Consider the following 16,132-nt stretch of genomic DNA (forward strand, 5'->3'; position numbering starts at 1 on the left):
CGGAGGCGCCATGAGCCGACCTCGTCTGGTGATCGTAGGAGCGGGGATCGTCGGCTGCGCCCTGGCCGACGAGCTCACCGAGCGGGGGTGGACGGACGTCACGGTCGTCGACCAGGGCCCGCTCTTCGCCACCGGCGGATCCAGCTCGCACGCCCCCGGCCTCGTCTTCCAGACCAACCCGTCCAAGACGATGACCGAGTTCGCCGCCTACACCGCCGGCAAGTACGCGGCCCTCGGCGCGGAGTGCTTCCGCCAGGTCGGCGGGCTGGAGGTGGCCACCACCCAGGAGCGCTGGCTCGACCTGCACCGCAAGCACGGCTGGGCCGAGTCGTGGGGCGTCGAGGCCCGCCTGCTCGACCCCGCCGAGTGCGCCGCGCTGTGGCCGCTGCTCGACCGGGACAAGGTGCTCGGCGGCTTCCACGTGCCGGGCGACGGGCTGGCGGCGGCGGTCGCGTGCGGCCAGGCACAGGCGGCGCGGGCCACCGAGCGCGGGGCCAGGTTCCTGCCGCGGCACACGGTGGTCGGCATCGAGCAGCGCGGCGGCCGGGTCACCGGGGTGGCAGTGCTGACCTCGGGGCCGGCCTCGGGCGAGTACCGGACGATCCCGGCCGACGTGGTGGTGTGCGCGGCGGGCTTCTGGGGTCCTTCGATCGGCGCGCTGGCCGGGCTCACCGTGCCGCTGCTGCCCCTGGCCCACCAGTACGCCAAGTCAGGCCCGCTGCCGATGCGGCGGCCCGCGAACGAGCCGGGCCCGATCCTCCGCCACCAGGACCGCGACCTGTACTTCCGGGAGCACGGCGACCGCGTCGGCATCGGCTCCTACGCCCACCGCCCCATGCCGGTCACCCAGGACGAGATCGGCCAGAAGGCCACCACCATGCCCTCGGTGCAGGCGTTCACCACGGAGGACTTCGACCCGGCCTGGCGGGACGCGGTCGAGCTGCTGCCGGCCCTGGCCGAGTCCAAGTACGAGGACGGCATCAACGGGATCTTCTCCTTCACCCCCGACGGGTTCCCGCTGATCGGCGAGGCCCCGCACCTCGACGGGTTCTGGCTTGCCGAGGCCGTCTGGGTGACGCACTCGGCCGGCGTGGCGCGGGCGCTGGCCCAGGTGCTGGTGGACGGGCGTTCCGAGGTCGACCTGCACGAGTGCGAGCTGAACCGGTTCGAGCAGGCGCAGCTCTCGCCCGCCTTCGTCGAGGAGCGCGGCAGGCAGAACTTCGTCGAGGTCTACGACGTCATCCACCCGTTGCAGCCGATGGAGTCGCCGCGGCCGCTGCGTACGAGCCCGTTCCACCAGCGGCAGCGGGAGCTGGGGGCGTACTTCCTGGAGGGGGCCGGGTGGGAGCGGCCGCAGTGGTTCGAGGCCAACGCGCCGCTGCTGGCCGACCTCGTACGGCGGGGCGACTCCGAGGCGCTCACGGGCACCGGGCGGCGCGACGTGTGGGCGGGCCGCCACTGGTCGCCGATCGCCGCCGCCGAGTCGTACGCCACCAGGGAGCGGGTGGCCCTGTACGACATGACGCCGCTCAAGCGCATCGAGGTCGCCGGGCCGGGGGCGGCGGCGTTCCTGCAACGGATGACCACGAACAACGTGGACAGGAAGCCCGGCTCGGTCACCTACACCCTGCTGCTGGACGTGCACGGCGGCATCCGTTCCGACCTCACGGTGGCCCGGCTCGACGAGGACACGTTCCAGGTCGGCGCGAACGGCCACCTCGACCTCGACTGGCTGACCCGGCACGCCCCCGGCGGGGTGCGGGTGCGCGACCTGACCCCGGGCACCTGCTGCGTCGGCGTCTGGGGCCCGCGGGCCAGGGAGCTGGTGCAGGGGCTGACCGACCTGGACCTGTCGCACGAGGGCCTGCGCTACTTCGGCTGTGCGAGGGGATACGTCGGGCATGTCCCGGTGCTGGCGCTGCGGGTGTCGTACGTGGGCGAGCTGGGCTGGGAGCTGTACACCAGCGCCGACATGGGGCTCAAGCTCTGGGACACGCTCTGGGCCCCCGGGCTGGCGGTCGCCGGCGGCCGGGCCGCGTTCAACAGCCTGCGGCTGGAGAAGGGCTACCGGCTCTGGGGCGTGGACATGACCACCGAGCACAACCCGTACGAGGCCGGGCTGGGCTTCGCGGTCAAGGCCGACAAGGACTTCCTCGGCCGCGACGCGCTCTCCACGGACGTGCGCCGCAAGCTGGTGCCGCTGCTCAGCGCCGAGGTGGTCATGGGCAAGGAGCCGGTCCGGCACGACGGCCGCACCGTCGGGTACGTCACCAGCGCCGCCTACGGCCACACCGTCCAGAGCCCCATCGCGTACGCCTGGCTGCCGGCCGAGCTGGCAACCCCCGGGACACAGGTGGACATCTCCTACTTCGGCCGCCGCGTCCCCGCGGAGGTCGCCGCCGAGCCGCTGTACGACCCCGGGATGGAGAAGATCAGACGTTGACCCACCCCGACTTCCTCTGGCGCAACCCGGAGCCCAGGCCCTCCTACGACGTGGTCATCGTGGGCGGGGGCGGGCACGGCCTGGCCACCGCCTACTACCTGGCCAGGAACCACGGCCTGACCAACGTCGCCGTCCTGGAGCGGGGCTGGCTGGCCGGCGGGAACATGGCCCGCAACACCACGATCATCCGCTCCAACTACCTGTGGGACGAGAGCGCCGCGATCTACGAGCACTCGCTGAAGCTGTGGGAGGGGCTGAGCGCGGAGCTGGACTACGACCTGCAGTTCAGCCAGCGAGGGGTGCTCAACCTGGCGCACAACCTGGGCGACGTGCGCGAGGGCCGGCGCCGGGTCAACGCCAACCGGCTCAACGGCGTGGACGCCGAATGGCTCGACGCCGACGAGGTCAGGAAGTTCTGCCCGATCGTCAACGTGTCACCCCGGGCCCGCTACCCGGTCATGGGCGCCACGCTGCAGCGGCGCGGCGGCATCGCCAAGCACGACCACGTGGCCTGGGCGCTGGCCCGCCGGGCGGACGCGTACGGGATCGACCTCATCCAGGGCTGCGAGGTCACCGGGTTCGAGATCGCGAACAACCGGGTCACGGCGGTGCGCACCTCGCGCGGCCGGATCGCCGCGGGGAAGGTCGCGCTCGCCGCGGCCGGGCACACCTCGGTGCTGGCCGCGCACGCCGGGATCCGGCTGCCCCTGCAGTCGCACCCGCTCCAGGCGCTGGTGTCGGAGCTGCTGGAGCCGGTGCTCGACTGCGTGGTCATGTCGAACGCCGTCCACGTGTACGTGAGCCAGGCCCACAAGGGCGAGCTGGTCATGGGGGCGGGGATCGACGCGTACAACTCGTACGGGCAGCGTGGCGGCGTACACGTGATCGAGGCGCAGATGGCGGCGGCGCTGGAGCTGTTCCCGATCTTCAGCCGGGTGCGCGTCCTGCGAACGTGGGCCGGCATCGTGGACGTCTCCCCGGACGCCTCGCCCGTCATCGGCCGCACCCCGGTCGACGGCCTGTACGTCAACGCCGGATGGGGCACCGGCGGCTTCAAGGCCACCCCGGGCTCCGGCTGGGTGTACGCCCACACCATCGCCCACGACCGTCCCCATCCGCTGGCCGAGCCGTTCGCGCTGGAGAGGTTCGGCACGGGGGCGCTCATCGACGAGCACGGCGCGGCGGCGGTGGCGCACTGATGCTGCTCATCGACTGCCCGCACTGCGGCCCCCGCGACGAGAACGAGTTCCACTATGGCGGCCAGGCCGGGATCTCCTACCCCGAGAACCCCGCCGCCCTCTCCGACCAGCAATGGGCCGAGTACGTCTTCCTGCGCGACAACCCCAAGGGCTGGTTCCGCGAACGCTGGTTCCACGTGCACGGCTGCCGGACCTGGTTCTCCGTCGAACGGCACACCGTGACCCACGAGATCAGGAAGACGCCATGAGGTTCACGTTCGACGGCCGTCCGATGCGGGGCGAGCCGGGTGACACGCTGGCCGCCGCCCTGCTGCGCAACGGGGTGCGGGTGGTGGGCCGCAGCGTGGAGCTGGGCCGGCCGCGCGGGATCTTCAGCGCCGGTACGGAGGAGCCGAACGCCCTGGTCCGGGTGGGCCCGGACCCGATGCTGGCGGCCACGACCGTGGCGCTGTACGACGGGCTGGAGGCGTGGAGCCTGCGCGGCAAGGGCCGGGTGGACCTCGACGCGACCGACGATCGCCGCTGCGACAAGGGCTACCTGCACTGCGACGTGCTCGTGGTCGGCGGCGGCCCCGCCGGGCTGGCCGCCGCCGTGGCGGCCGGGCGGTCGGGCGCGCGGGTGATCCTGCTGGACGAGCAGCCCCGGCTCGGCGGCGACCTGCTGAACTCGCGGCTGCTCCTGGACGGCGCGCCCGCGCTGGACTGGGTGGCCGCGCTTGATCTGCCAGGGCTCGACCTGCCGGGCCGGGTGCTCACCCGTACGACCGCCGTCGGCTACTACGACCACAACTACGTGGTGGCGGTGGAACGGCGGGCGCGGGGCGAGCGGCTGTGGCACCTCAGGGCGGGCCGGGTGGTGCTGGCGACGGGGGCGCACGAGCGTTCCGTCGCCTTTCCCGGCAACGACCGGCCGGGCGTGATGCTGGCCTCGGCCGCCCGCGCGTACGCCAACCGGTACGGGGTCGCGCCCTGGCGGCGGGCGGTGGTCTTCGCGTGCGCCGACTCCGGGTACGAGGCGGCGCGAGACCTGGCGGCGGCCGGGGTGGAGATCGTCGCGATCGTCGACCCGCGCCCCGGCTCGTCCGGCGCCCTGGCCGGACAGGTGGTCACCGGCACCACGGGCGACGAGGAGGGCGTGCTGACCGGCGTACGGGTGGGCTCGGCGTACTTCGAGGCCGACCTGCTGGCCGTGGCCGGGGGCTGGAACCCGGCCGTGCACCTGTTCAGCCAGTCGCAGGGGCGGGTCAGGTTCGACGAGGCGCTCCAGGCGTTCGTGCCGGGCGCCTCGGCCCAGGCGGAGCGGTCCGCCGGGGCCTGCCGGGGCCTGTACGGCACCCGCGAGGCCATCGCGGACGGCTACGCGGCCGGGGCCGAGGCCGCCGGGCACCATCCACGTGGGCTTCGGGTGCCCGAATCCGACGAACGACCCCCGCGCCCGCCTGCCGCCCTGTGGGCGGTCGAAAGCGGCACGGGCGATACGGGCGATACGGGCGATACGGGTGACGCGGGCGTCGCGGAGGAGCCGGAGGAGCCGGAGGAGCCCGCCTTCGCGGACCTGCACCGCGACGTGACCGTGGCCGACCTGGCCAGGGCCGCCGGTACGGGCATGCGCTCGGTCGAGCACGTCAAGCGCTACACCACCGCGGGGACCGGCGCCGACCAGGGCAAGACCTCGGGCGCGGTCGTCGTCGGCGTCATGGCCACGCTCCTCGGCGCGGACCCCGGCCAGGTGGGCACCACCACGTTCCGGCCCCCGTACGCGCCGGTCTCCTTCGCCACCCTGGCCGGGCGCGACCGCGGCGAGCTGTCCGACCCCGTCAGGACCACCGCCATGCACGACGCGCACGTGGCCAGAGGAGCGGTGTTCGAGGACGTCGGCCAGTGGAAACGCCCGTGGTACTTCCCACGGGACGGCGAGACGATGCAGGCCGCCGTCCGGCGCGAGTGCCACGCGGCCCGCACCGGCGTGGCCGCCATGGACGCCTCCACCCTCGGCAAGATCGACATACGTGGCGCGGACGCCGGGGCCTTCCTCGACCGGATCTACACCAACCTCTACTCCACCCTCCCCGTCGGCGCCTGCCGCTACGGCCTCATGTGCGGCGCGGACGGGATGGTCTTCGACGACGGCACCACGACCAGGCTGGCCGAGGACCACTTCCTCATGACCACGACCACGGGCAACGCCGCCGCGGTGCTCGACCGGCTGGAGGAGTGGCACCAGACGGAGTGGCCCGGCCTGGACGTCTCGTTCACGTCGGTCACCGACCACTGGGCCACCGTGGCCGTCGCCGGTCCGCGGGCCAGGACGGTGCTCGCGTCGGTCGCGCCCGGGGCGCTCGACCTGGCGTTCATGCGGTGCTTGGCCACCGACGTGCTGGGCGTGCCCGGCCGGGTGTTCAGGATCAGCTTCTCGGGTGAGCTGGCGTACGAGGTCAACGTGCCGTGGGCGTACGGGCGGGCGCTGTGGGAGGCGGTGCTGGCGGCGGGCGCGGTGCCGTACGGGACGGAGACCATGCACGTGCTGCGGGCCGAGAAGGGGTTCGCGATCGTCGGGCAGGAGACCGACGGCACCGTCACCCCGCAGGACCTCGGCATGTCCTGGATCGTCTCCGCGCGCAAGCCAGACTTCGTCGGCAGACGCTCGCACGCCCGCCCCGACACCGCCAGGGCGGGCCGCAAGCACCTGGTCGGCCTGCTGCCGGACGACCCGGCCGCACTGGTGGAGGAGGGCTCCCAACTGGTCGCCGTTGGCCCCTCACCGGCTGAGCCGGCTGCGGCCGAGGAGTCACCGGCCCGGCCGATGCTCGGGCATGTGACCTCCAGCTACGTCGGGCCCGCGCTGGGCCGCACGTTCTGCCTGGCCCTGGCCAGGGATGTGGTGCCCGGCGATCGGCTCGTCGCCGTGTCGGGGGCGGCGGCCCTGCCGGTGACCGTCGTGGAGCCCGTCTTCTACGACCCGGACAACGCCCGGCGCGAGGGCGAGCCTTCAGCGGAAGCGACGAAGGTGCGGGAGGCGGGTCTTGGGCGGGCGTTCGAGGTCAGGGCCGAGAGTCCGGCCGCCGCGTTCGCGGCCAGGTTCGAGGCGGCGGGCGGCGCGTCCGTACGGCTGCGCGAGGTGCCGTTCGAGCCCATGTGGGAGACCCGGGGCCCGGATCCGGGGGTGGGCCTGCGGCTGGGCCCGTCCTGGTGGCTCGTCCGCGGGGCCGCAGAACCCCGGCGGGACTGGGTGGACGTGTCGGGCCAACGGACGGTCCTGGAGCTGTCGGGCCCGTCGGCCGAGGACGTCCTGATCACCGGCTGCCCCCTCGACCTGCACACGCTGCCCGGCCACGCCCAGACCCTGCTCGGCAGGACCTCGGTCGTCCTGGAACGGCGTGACCCCGAGACCTACCGGATCTACGTCAGGTCGTCCTACACCAGGTACCTGGCGGAGTGGCTGCTCGACGCGATCGACGGCCTATAAGTCCTATATCTAGGTCTATATCGGGGCATTACCTAGACTTTACGGAAACATGGTGAAAAGTCTGGGGGCAGATGTGCGGGTACGGGCGTTAGCGGCCGGTCTGGTCGCGGTGGCGGCGCTGGCGGGCTGCGGGGGACTCCAAGCGCAGTCGGGCGGCGAACAGACCTCGAAACCGGACCCGGCCTCGATCTCCGAGGCCCGCGAGAAACTGGACGGGCTCGCCGTCAAGGGCCGCGCCCCCAAGACGGGCTTCGACCGCGACAAGTTCGGCCCCGCCTGGTCCGACGTCGACCGCAACGGCTGCGACACCCGCAACGACATACTCAAGCGCGACCTCGTGGACGAGACGTTCAAGTCCGGCACCAAGGACTGCATCGTCCTGACCGGCACCCTGCACGACCCCTACAGCGGCAAGACCATCGACTTCAAACGCGGCCAGGACACCAGCACGGCCGTGCAGATCGACCACGTGATCCCGCTGTCGGACGCCTGGCAGAAGGGCGCGCAGCAGTGGTCGGCGGCCAAGCGCAAGGAGTTCGCCAACGACCCGCTGAACCTCATGGCCGTGGACGGCCCGCTGAACGGCCAGAAGAGCGACTCCGACGCCGCCACCTGGCTGCCGCCGCGCAAGGCGTACCGCTGCACCTACATCGCCCGGCAGATCGAGGTGAAGGCGAAATATGGTGTATGGGTGACTTCGGCGGAGAAGACGGCTATGGAGGGGATACTGGGGAGCTGCTGACTTATGTGACATATGTCCGTAAGATCGGAAAGCATGCGTGCAAGAAGATGTGCCCCCGTCATCGCCGCGCTCGCCGTCCTCACCGGCGCCCTGCTCGCCGCACCGTCCGCAGCAGCCAACGCGGCGGCCAGCGTCGTCGTGCTCAACTGGAACATCCATGGCGAGACCGCCGACATGAAGGCCATCGCCAAGGTGATCCGCGACAACGGCGCCAACGTCGTCACACTCCAGGAGATCCACCGCAAGCCGGAAGCCGACCAGGTACGCCAGCTCGCCGACGAACTCGGCTGGGACATCACCGCCAACGCCCACTTCGGCGCCGGTGACGACGTCGGGCCCTGCGACGCCCCGCAGCCGGGCAAAGCGGGCAACGCGGTCCTGTCGTCGTACCGGATCGTCGAGCGGGTGACGATCCCGCTCACGGACTTCGCCACCTGCCCGGTCAACCGCTCGATGGCCGGGGTCAGGCTGGACCTCGGCGGCGGCGCGGAGGTGCGGGTGTTCACCACGCACCTGTCGCCCGGCCTGTCGGCGACCTCGGTCGCCCGCCGCGAGGCGCAGGCCGCCAAGGTGCTCGACTACTTCGGCACCAGGACCGGCCTGATCCTCACCGGCGACTTCAACGCGCCGCCCACGGACGCGCTGTCCAAGCGGTTCGTGAGCGCGGGCTGGGTGGACACCGGCGCCAGGTACGCCCCCCAGCCCACCCTCGGCGACGCGCGCATCGACTACATCTACACCCGCGGGGTCACCACCACCAGCGGATCCGTGCTCTCCACCACGCTGTCCGACCACCGGCCCGTCATCATGCGGATGGTTCGCTGACCTCTCGCCGGGTTACCGGGGCTCAGGGGCCGCGAGGAGCACCTCCACGCGTGCCCCGCCCCCGGCCGGTCTGGAGACCGTCAGGCCGCCGCCGCCCGACGACTCCGCCGTACGCCGGGCGATGTCGAGCCCGAGCCCCGTCGAACCGCCCCCGCTGCTGCCCCGCCCCAGCAGCGCGGGCTCGAACCCGGGCCCCGCGTCCTGCACGGCCAGCAGGGCTCCGGGAGGGCGGGCCCGGAGGCGTACCGACATGGCGACCCCCTCGGGGGTGTGCGCGAAGACGTTGCCGAGCAGCGCGTCCACGCACGCGGCCAGTTCCTCGGCCCCCACCGCGACCGGCAGCGGCCCGTCCGGCAGGGAGACCGTCACCTCCCGCCCCTGGTCCTCCGCCAGGACCGACCAGAACCGCACCCGCTCGCGCACCACCGCCGCCGCGTCGCACGAGTCGCGCCCGGCCGTGCGGCGCCGCGCCTCCGTGATGACCGCGCTCACCGCCCGCTCCAGGGCGTCCACTCTGGCCTGGACGCGCGCCGCCTCCTCCGGGTCACGCAGCGACTCGGCGTCCAGCCGCAGGCCGGTCAGCGGCGTACGCAGCCGGTGTGACAGATCGGCCACCGACTCCCGCTCGGCCACCAGCAGTTCGTCTATCCGCCCCGCGAGCTGGTTGAGCGCCAGCGCCACCGAGCGCACCTCTGGCGGCCCGCCGGGCTCGGCCCTGGCCGTCAGGTCGCCCCCGGCGAGCCGGTGCGAGACCCGCGCCAGGCCGTCCACCGGCCGCGTCACGGCCAGCGCCAGCCGGTCGGCGAGCACGATGCCCAGCACCACCAGCCCGAGGCCGAGCACCAGCAACGCCAGCCACGCCTCCCGCACGCCCTTCGTCAGCTCGCCGTCCGGCACGAACACCCTGATCACGGCCGTGCCGTCCGGCGACTGCGCCGAGACCAGCACCTCCCTGCCACCGGGGACGGCGGCGGTGACGCTGCGCCCGGTCGCGGCCAGGCGTACGGCGTCGGACCGGGCGGCCGGAGCCCCCACGGTGTTCCGGTCCGGGCTCTCATCCGGCAGGAACACCGTCACGGGACGCGCGACCTGCTCCACCGCCAGCTCCAGATCGGGGGTGCCCACCGCGACCGCGACCGACTCGGCGGCGGCCGTGGCCCGGCTCATCGCGCCGTTCTCGGCCACCGTACGGATCAGCAGCGCCATCGGCACCAGCAGCGCGATCAGCACCAGCGACGTCGTGGCCGCGACGAGCAGCGCCAGCCAGCGCCTCATGACGGCTCGACGAGCTTGACGCCGACACCTCGTACGGTGTGCAGGTAGCGGGGCTCGGCGGCCGTCTCGCCCAGCTTCCTGCGTAACCACGACAGGTGCACGTCCACGGTCTTGTCGGCCCCGCCGTACGGGAGTTGCCACACCTCCGTCAGCAGCTCCCGCTTGGTGACGACCTCGCCGGGCCGCGCGGCGAGGTAGTGCAGCACGTCGAACTCGCGCGGCGTCAGATCCAGGGCCGTGCCATCGAGCGTGGCGGTACGCGCCCGCGGGTCCACCCGCAGCGCCCCCACCGCCAGCGGCGCCTCGGGGGCCGCCCCACCCGCGCGCCGCAGCACGGCCCGCACCCGCGCGTCGAGCTGCGCCGCGCTGTACGGCTTGACCACGTAGTCGTCGGCCCCCGCGTCCAGCACCGGCACCATCTCCGCGTCCCCGTCGCGGGCCGTGGCCACGATGACCGGCACCCGGCTGACCGCCCGCACCATGCGCAGCAGCTCCACGCCGTCCAGGTCCGGCAGCCCCAGGTCGAGCACGACCAGGTCGGGCCGGTCCTGTACGGCCCGCCGCAGCCCGTCCAGGGCGGTGGGGGAGGAGGAGACGGCATGGCCGAGCTCCCGCAGCCCGCGGCTGAGCGCCGTACGGATCGCCGCGTCGTCCTCGATGAGCAGAATGTCAGCCATAGCACGAACGTAGACCGTTTCCGGCCGGAGCTTGAGCCGTCTTAGCGTCGGCTTAACCTGGCCTTAGCCGTACATGGGGGAGCCTGGGCGGGATGAAGAGACTCGTCGTGGCCTGGGCTGCCACCGCGGCGGCCGCCACCGGCGCCGCGGTGGCGGTGCTCGGGCTGCTCGGGACCGGCCTCACCGGCGCCGACAGTCACGTGCTGGGCCCGGAGGAGATCCGTGCGGCGCTGGCCACCGCCACCACGCGCACCCCCACCACACCGTCAGCCACCACACCGTCAGCGGCGGCATCACCAGAGGCCACCCCGGGTGCCACGGTGACGCCGACGTCGCAGGACAGGCTCATCCGCAGCGCGGGCGGGACCGTGATCGCCTCCTGCGCCGACGGCCTGGTCACGCTGCGTTCGTGGAGCCCGGCCCAGGGCTACTCGGTGGACAGCGTCGAGCGCGGGCCGGCCTCGGAGGCGAGGGTTGAGTTCGAGCCGGACGAGGGCGAGGAGGTCAAGCTCAGGATCGTCTGCTCGGATGAGGGCGCGGGGCAGGGGGAGGTGCCCACCGTCCGGCCCCACTCGTGACCCGGCGTTCCGGGCCCGCCACGCGGGCGTCGCTCACGGCCCGGCGCCGAGTGCCGACTTCGTCAGCTCGGCCTGGCGGCGGATCTGCCCCATGACGACGGGGTTGACGCCCTTGGCGGCGAACGTGGCGACCATCCGGTCCAGGACCGCGCCGGCCCGTACGAGGTCGCCCCGCCGCGCCTCGGCCCTGGCCAGCCGCCGCATCACCAGGTTGAGCGTGATGTTGTCGAGGCCGGCCGCGTCGGCGACCCGGCTGAGGAGCTCGATGCCCTGCTTGGGGTCCGGCGGCCGGACGCGCAGCCGGTTGTCCCGCGTCAGCTCCTTGAACTCCCGTTCGGCGTTGAGTCCCTTGACCAGCCGCGCGTAGACGGCCAGCGGGTGGCCGCCGTGGCGGTCGATGACCTCGTCCAGCGCCAGGTTGCCTGAGCGCAGCTCCGGCGAGTCGGAGCCGAGCAGCGAGAACAGCTTGCCCTGGTCCTCGCCCAGCATCAGCTCCGCCACCCGCTGGTCGTCGCGGGTGACCGGCGGGCGCACCCTGACCGGGCAGGCGGCGGAGACGACGAGGGAGCCGTCGGCGGCGACGTACTGGGCGCGCACCTGGTACTCGCCGGGCCGCTGGAAGTAGTGACCGTCGCGCCCGTGCCCGATGTACGCGCTGCGGTACATGGCCGGGTGGTCGGCGTCCAGCCGGATCTGCGGTGAGGTGTCCACGCAGTGCCGCATCATGGGCCGGTAGAGCACGGTCCCGCCGCCCGGCCGGGTGATCGACACCTGGGCGAACTCCGTGTCGGGGTGCAGGTGGCCGTGCGTGACGCGCGGCTCGCCCGTGACGGAGAGCTTGAGCTCGACCACGACGGGCTCACCCAGCTCGAACGACTCCTTGGCACGCACCTCCAGCCGCAGCCCCGAACGGTCCTCGACGGGCTGCTCGAAGGGCTCGATCTCGGCCGCGCCGGCGCCGAACGCGTTCGCGCCCATGGCCACGTCCTGGTAGAAGCCGTGCCGCAGGTGCACCAGCTCGGCGTCGGTGAACCGGAACGGGAAGGCGGCCCAGTAGCCCTGTTCGCCGCCGGGGCGGTAGTTCTGCACGTAGTTCATCCACGACAGGTCGCCGAAGCCCCCGTCGGGGCCCAGGGGCTGGGGCGGGCTGGCGAGGTGCTTCTGCCAGGAGTGCAGCAGGTTGAAGGCGTGCCCTAACTCGTGCACGTACGTACGCAACTGCGCCCGCTGCGACTCGGGCGTCGTGCCCTTGATCACGTCGTGGAAGACCGCGGCGCCCTGCCGCTGGTGGGCGTCGTCGGAGTCGAACATGATCCCCCGGTAGCCGCCGACGTGCCTGCTCGCCACCAGCAGCCACACCCGCCAGGCCGGCGCGTCGCCGAACGCGCCGAAGTGCCGGGTCATCGCGTGGTGCAGCTCGGCGTCGTCCCAGGCCAGGTCCGCGCCCGAGCCGTCCACCGGGATCACCCCCGGCTCGGCCAGGGTCAGCTCGACGCCCGCCTCCGCGTACGCCGCGCGCACGCTCAGCCCTCTGGCGGGCGACGACGCGGGCCCCGGCAGCGCCCCCGTCCGGTACGACACGAACGGCACGGTCCCGGCCACGGAGTCCTGCTCCAGCAGCACGCTGCGGAAGAACGCCGAGACGAACGACACCGCGTACGTGCGCCCCGCGACCTCGGCCGTCCCCGCCCCGTCGGCGATCGTGACGCGCACGTCGCGCACCGGGGCGGCGAACGTGAAGTCTGCCCGCCCCTCGATCCGCCCGTCACGCACACCGGGGGCGCCGACCACGAACGACCCGGCGTAGGAGGTGGTAGCCCCGGTCACGGTGAAGAGGTCGCCGCTGACCCGCCCCGTGGGCCTGGGCCCGTCGACGTCGACGCGCAGCGCCAGCCGGGAGTCGCCGTCCTGTCCCTGGTACAACCCGCTGATCATGGCAGCTCCCTGGGGGGTCGCTGAGGGCTCTATCCAGGCAGACTTCTCCCGCGGACCGGCCCTGTCAACGACTCCCGCGAACTTGGAGCGAGGCCAGCAGCTCTTCAGAGGCCCGGGTGATCGTCTCGACGGCCCGGTCGAACGCCTCGGCGTTGTGCGCCGCGGGCGCGCGGAACCCGGAGATCTTCCTGACGAACTGCAACGCCGCGGCCCGCACGTCCTCCTCGGTCACGCTCTCGGTGTAGGGCGGGCGGAGGGTCTTGATGCTTCTGCACATGCCCTAACCGTAATAGCCGATGCGCTGGCTTATCTCCCGCGCGCCCGCCACCAGCAGCGCCCCCACCTCCGGCAGCCGGTCCTGCGTCAGCCGGTAGGACGGCCCCGAGACGCTGACCGCGGCCACCACGGACCCGTCTGCGCCGCTGATGGGCGCCGCCACCGCGTTCAGGCCCACCTCCAGCTCCTCCACCGTGGCGGCCCAGCCGCGCCGCCTGATCTCCGCCAGCTCCAACCCGGCCGGTGAGGTGACGGTGTGCGGCGTGTACGACTCCAGCTCGTCCGCCGGCCTCAGGGCGCCGAAGGCCAGCAGCACCTTCCCGCTGGAGGTGGCGTGGGAGGGGGTGCGCTGGCCGACCCAGTTGTGGCCGCTGATGGCGGCGGGGCCGCGTACCTGGCTGATGTTGACCGTGTCGCCGTCGCGCGGCACCGCGATGTTGACGGTCTCGCCGACCTGCTCCGCCAGGCGCAGGCACACAGGACGGCTCTCGCGCGACAGGTCGAGCTGGGCGGTGGCCGCGCCCGCCAGCCGTACGACGCCGAACCCGAGCCGGTAGCGCCCCCGGTCGCCGCTCTGCTCCACCAGCCCGCCCTGTTCGAGCGCCGCCAGCAGCCGGAAGGCCGTGGACTTGTGCACGTCCAGCTCCGCCGCCAGGTCCGTCACCCTGCTGTCGCCGTCGCGGGCGAGGATCTCCAGGATCGCGATGGCGCGATCGACGGACTGAACCGACGCGCTGTTGCTCATAGCGCAACAGAATAGCGTTCAGCCGCCGGCCGGGCCGAGTTCGCCGCCGAAGTCGACGGCGATCCTGCGCAGGGCCGCGGCCAGCTCGTCGCGATCGAGCGCGTCGATGCGCTCGGCGGGCCCCGAGACCGACATCGCGGCCACCACGCGGTCGCCGTCGCGTACCGGCACGGCCAGGCAGTGCACGCCGAGCTCCTCCTCGCCCAGGTCGAGGGCGTAGCCCCGGTGCCTGACGGTGGTCAGCTCGGCCAGCATGGCGGTCAGGTCGGTGATGGTGTTGGGGGTGCGGCGCGGCATGCCGGTGCGCTCGAACACCGCGACCGCCTCCGGGGCCGGCCGCCCGGCCAGCAGCACCTTGCCCACCGCCGTGCTGTGCGGCAGCACCCGCCGCCCGACCTCGGCGAACATGCGCAGCCTGCGCGGCGAGGGCACCTGCGCCACGTAGACGATGAAGTCGCCTTCGAGCACGGCCAGGTTCGCCGTCTCACCGGACAGCTCGACCATCCTGGCCAGGTACGGCTGCGCCCACACGCCGACCATGCCCTCGGCGACGCCGCCCAGCCGGACGAGCCCGCCGCCCAGGGCGTAACGCCGATCCGACTCCTGGCGTACGTAGCCGCGGGCCAGCAGGGTCCGCAGCAGCCGGTGGATGGTCCCGTACGGCAGCCCGGTCCTGGCCGCGATCTCCGACAGCCCGGCCTCACCCCCGTGCTCGGCCAGCGCCTCCAGCACGTCGAGCGCCCGCTCGACCGACTGGACGCTCACAGCGGGACCCCGCGCAACGAGGCGTCCAGCACCTCGGCCGTGTGCGCCACCCTGATGTCGGCGCCCGCGCGCCGCATCGCCGCCGCGATCTGCATCGTGCACCCGGGATTGGCCGAGACCAGCAGCTCCGCGCCGGTCGTGGCGACCGCCCCGGCCTTCCTGTCGCCCAGGTCGCGGGCCGCCTGCGGCTGCAACAGGTTGTACGTGCCCGCCGACCCGCAGCAGATGGCCGACTCGGGGATCTCGCGCACCCGCAGCTCAGGGATGGCGCTCAGCAGCTCGCGCGGCTGCGCCCGGACACCCTGCGCGTGGGCCAGGTGACAGGCGTCGTGGTAGGCGACGGTGAGCGGCAGGGGGTGCCGCTTGGCCACCGGGCCCAGCTCGGCCAGGTATTCCGACAGGTCCACCACCCGGAAGCCCGGCTCGCGCCCGAGCAGCTCGGCGTACTCCTTCATCGAGGAGCCGCAGCCGGCCGCGTTGACCACGACGGTGTCCACCCCGGCCCGCTCGAACGTCCTGACCGTGGCCCGCCCCAGCCGCCCGGCCTGCGCGCCGAGCCCGGAGTGCACGCTGAGCGCCCCGCAGCAGCCCTGCTCGGGCGGGATCACCACGTCGCAGCCCTCCAGCGCCAGCACCCGCGCGGTGGCCGCGTTGACCTGCGGGAAGAACTCCCGCTGCACGCACCCGGTGAGCATCCCGACCGTGGCCCGGCGCTCGCCCCTGGCCCTGACCAGGCGCGGCAGGCGCTGCCGGTGCTCGACACGGGGCGCCAGCGCGGCCATCGCCCCCAGGCTCGGGTGCACCCTGGTCAGGAACGGCGCCATCCGCTCGGCCAGCCACATCGTCGGCCGCAGCAGCCGCAGCCTGCGCGGGTAGGGGAACAGGCTGAACACGATGCCGCGCACCGCCCGCTCGCGCGGCGGGCGTACGTGGTGGCGCTCCACCTCCACCCTGGTCTGCTCGATCAGCCGGTCGTAGCGCACGCCGGAGGGGCAGGCGGTGACGCAGGCCATGCAGCCCAGGCAGGCGTCGAGGTGCCCGGCCATCTCGGGTGTGATCGGCGTGCCCTCGACGTGCTGCCCCATGAGGTGGATGCGCCCGCGCGGCGAGTCCATCTCCTCGCCCCACAACACGTACGTGGGGCACGTCGGCAGGCAGAATCCGCAGTGCACGCAGTCGTTGATCAGCTCCGGGTCTATGCCCATG

General features: G+C 73.2%; 14 protein-coding genes. 7 read left to right on the forward strand and 7 right to left on the reverse strand.

The genetic code is table 11. From position 1 onward, the window contains the following. Window positions 1-10: 10 nt before the first annotated feature. Genes ABD844_RS42255 through ABD844_RS42280 form a run of 6 tightly spaced genes read left to right on the forward strand, consistent with a single transcriptional unit; the run spans window position 11 to window position 8,675 of the window. Complete coding sequence (locus ABD844_RS42255; RefSeq protein ID WP_344891756.1) at window positions 11-2,443, forward strand: GcvT family protein; 2,433 nt, start codon at window positions 11-13, stop codon at window positions 2,441-2,443. Then, complete coding sequence (locus tag ABD844_RS42260; RefSeq protein ID WP_344891759.1) at window positions 2,440-3,642, forward strand: sarcosine oxidase subunit beta family protein; 1,203 nt, start codon at window positions 2,440-2,442, stop codon at window positions 3,640-3,642. Before ABD844_RS42255 ends, ABD844_RS42260 begins: the two co-directional genes overlap by 4 nt. Beyond that, complete coding sequence (locus ABD844_RS42265; RefSeq protein ID WP_344891762.1) at window positions 3,642-3,890, forward strand: sarcosine oxidase subunit delta; 249 nt, start codon at window positions 3,642-3,644, stop codon at window positions 3,888-3,890. Before ABD844_RS42260 ends, ABD844_RS42265 begins: the two co-directional genes overlap by 1 nt. Further along, window positions 3,887-7,108, forward strand: a complete 3,222-nt coding sequence (locus ABD844_RS42270; RefSeq protein ID WP_344891765.1) for a 2Fe-2S iron-sulfur cluster-binding protein — start codon at window positions 3,887-3,889, stop codon at window positions 7,106-7,108. Before ABD844_RS42265 ends, ABD844_RS42270 begins: the two co-directional genes overlap by 4 nt. A 49-nt stretch (window positions 7,109-7,157) precedes the next feature. Further along, complete coding sequence (locus ABD844_RS42275) at window positions 7,158-7,850, forward strand: HNH endonuclease family protein (RefSeq protein WP_344891768.1); 693 nt, start codon at window positions 7,158-7,160, stop codon at window positions 7,848-7,850. Between the two features lie 33 nt (window positions 7,851-7,883). Then, the gene (locus ABD844_RS42280) at window positions 7,884-8,675 is read left to right on the forward strand and encodes an endonuclease/exonuclease/phosphatase family protein (RefSeq protein ID WP_344891771.1); all 792 of its coding nucleotides are present in this window, start codon (window positions 7,884-7,886) and stop codon (window positions 8,673-8,675) included. 12 nt (window positions 8,676-8,687) lie between these two features. Here ABD844_RS42280 and ABD844_RS42285 read toward each other — a convergent pair whose 3' ends face one another. Then, window positions 8,688-9,950 (reverse strand): sensor histidine kinase, encoded by a 1,263-nt coding sequence (locus ABD844_RS42285; RefSeq protein WP_344891774.1) that lies wholly within the window; start codon window positions 9,948-9,950, stop codon window positions 8,688-8,690. Next, a complete protein-coding gene (locus ABD844_RS42290) occupies window positions 9,947-10,627 on the reverse strand; it encodes a response regulator transcription factor (protein ID WP_344891777.1) in 681 nt (226 codons plus the stop codon). Before ABD844_RS42290 ends, ABD844_RS42285 begins: the two co-directional genes overlap by 4 nt. 92 nt (window positions 10,628-10,719) lie before the next feature. Between ABD844_RS42290 and ABD844_RS42295 the strand changes: the two genes are divergently transcribed. After that, a complete protein-coding gene (locus ABD844_RS42295) occupies window positions 10,720-11,205 on the forward strand; it encodes a hypothetical protein (RefSeq protein WP_344891780.1) in 486 nt (161 codons plus the stop codon). A gap of 33 nt (window positions 11,206-11,238) precedes the next feature. Here the strand turns inward: ABD844_RS42295 and ABD844_RS42300 are convergent, their stop codons facing one another. The 5 genes from ABD844_RS42300 to ABD844_RS42320 form a co-directional block, all read right to left on the reverse strand. Beyond that, window positions 11,239-13,140, reverse strand: a complete 1,902-nt coding sequence (locus ABD844_RS42300) for a hypothetical protein (protein WP_344891783.1) — start codon at window positions 13,138-13,140, stop codon at window positions 11,239-11,241. 64 nt (window positions 13,141-13,204) lie between these two features. Beyond that, window positions 13,205-13,417, reverse strand: a complete 213-nt coding sequence (locus ABD844_RS42305; RefSeq protein ID WP_344891786.1) for a DUF2277 domain-containing protein — start codon at window positions 13,415-13,417, stop codon at window positions 13,205-13,207. Between the two features lie 3 nt (window positions 13,418-13,420). Then, on the reverse strand, window positions 13,421-14,161 hold the full coding sequence (locus ABD844_RS42310) for an IclR family transcriptional regulator (protein ID WP_344891789.1): 741 nt from the start codon (window positions 14,159-14,161) through the stop codon (window positions 13,421-13,423). An 18-nt stretch (window positions 14,162-14,179) separates the two neighbouring features. Then, window positions 14,180-14,926 carry an IclR family transcriptional regulator gene (locus ABD844_RS42315; RefSeq protein ID WP_344891792.1) on the reverse strand — a complete coding sequence of 249 codons (747 nt, stop codon included), beginning with the start codon at window positions 14,924-14,926 and terminating at the stop codon, window positions 14,180-14,182. After that, window positions 14,923-16,131 carry a (Fe-S)-binding protein gene (locus ABD844_RS42320; RefSeq protein WP_344891795.1) on the reverse strand — a complete coding sequence of 403 codons (1,209 nt, stop codon included), beginning with the start codon at window positions 16,129-16,131 and terminating at the stop codon, window positions 14,923-14,925. Before ABD844_RS42320 ends, ABD844_RS42315 begins: the two co-directional genes overlap by 4 nt. Window position 16,132: the final 1 nt, after the last annotated feature.

Source organism: Nonomuraea antimicrobica, from assembly GCF_039536965.1.
Taxonomy (GTDB): Bacteria; Actinomycetota; Actinomycetes; order Streptosporangiales; family Streptosporangiaceae; genus Nonomuraea; species Nonomuraea antimicrobica.

What these genes read in the sequence shown, in the direction of transcription:
- ABD844_RS42255 (WP_344891756.1), top strand. Translation starts at nt 11, where the DNA reads ATGAGCCGACCTCGTCTGGTGATCGTAGGAGCGGGGATCGTCGGCTGC.
- ABD844_RS42265 (WP_344891762.1), top strand. Translation starts at nt 3,642, where the DNA reads ATGCTGCTCATCGACTGCCCGCACTGCGGCCCCCGCGACGAGAACGAG.
- ABD844_RS42270 (WP_344891765.1), top strand. Translation starts at nt 3,887, where the DNA reads ATGAGGTTCACGTTCGACGGCCGTCCGATGCGGGGCGAGCCGGGTGAC.
- ABD844_RS42275 (WP_344891768.1), top strand. Translation starts at nt 7,158, where the DNA reads ATGGTGAAAAGTCTGGGGGCAGATGTGCGGGTACGGGCGTTAGCGGCC.
- ABD844_RS42280 (WP_344891771.1), top strand. Translation starts at nt 7,884, where the DNA reads ATGCGTGCAAGAAGATGTGCCCCCGTCATCGCCGCGCTCGCCGTCCTC.
- ABD844_RS42285 (WP_344891774.1), bottom strand. Translation starts at nt 9,950, where the DNA reads ATGAGGCGCTGGCTGGCGCTGCTCGTCGCGGCCACGACGTCGCTGGTG.
- ABD844_RS42290 (WP_344891777.1), bottom strand. Translation starts at nt 10,627, where the DNA reads ATGGCTGACATTCTGCTCATCGAGGACGACGCGGCGATCCGTACGGCG.
- ABD844_RS42295 (WP_344891780.1), top strand. Translation starts at nt 10,720, where the DNA reads ATGAAGAGACTCGTCGTGGCCTGGGCTGCCACCGCGGCGGCCGCCACC.
- ABD844_RS42300 (WP_344891783.1), bottom strand. Translation starts at nt 13,140, where the DNA reads ATGATCAGCGGGTTGTACCAGGGACAGGACGGCGACTCCCGGCTGGCG.
- ABD844_RS42305 (WP_344891786.1), bottom strand. Translation starts at nt 13,417, where the DNA reads ATGTGCAGAAGCATCAAGACCCTCCGCCCGCCCTACACCGAGAGCGTG.
- ABD844_RS42310 (WP_344891789.1), bottom strand. Translation starts at nt 14,161, where the DNA reads ATGAGCAACAGCGCGTCGGTTCAGTCCGTCGATCGCGCCATCGCGATC.
- ABD844_RS42320 (WP_344891795.1), bottom strand. Translation starts at nt 16,131, where the DNA reads ATGGGCATAGACCCGGAGCTGATCAACGACTGCGTGCACTGCGGATTC.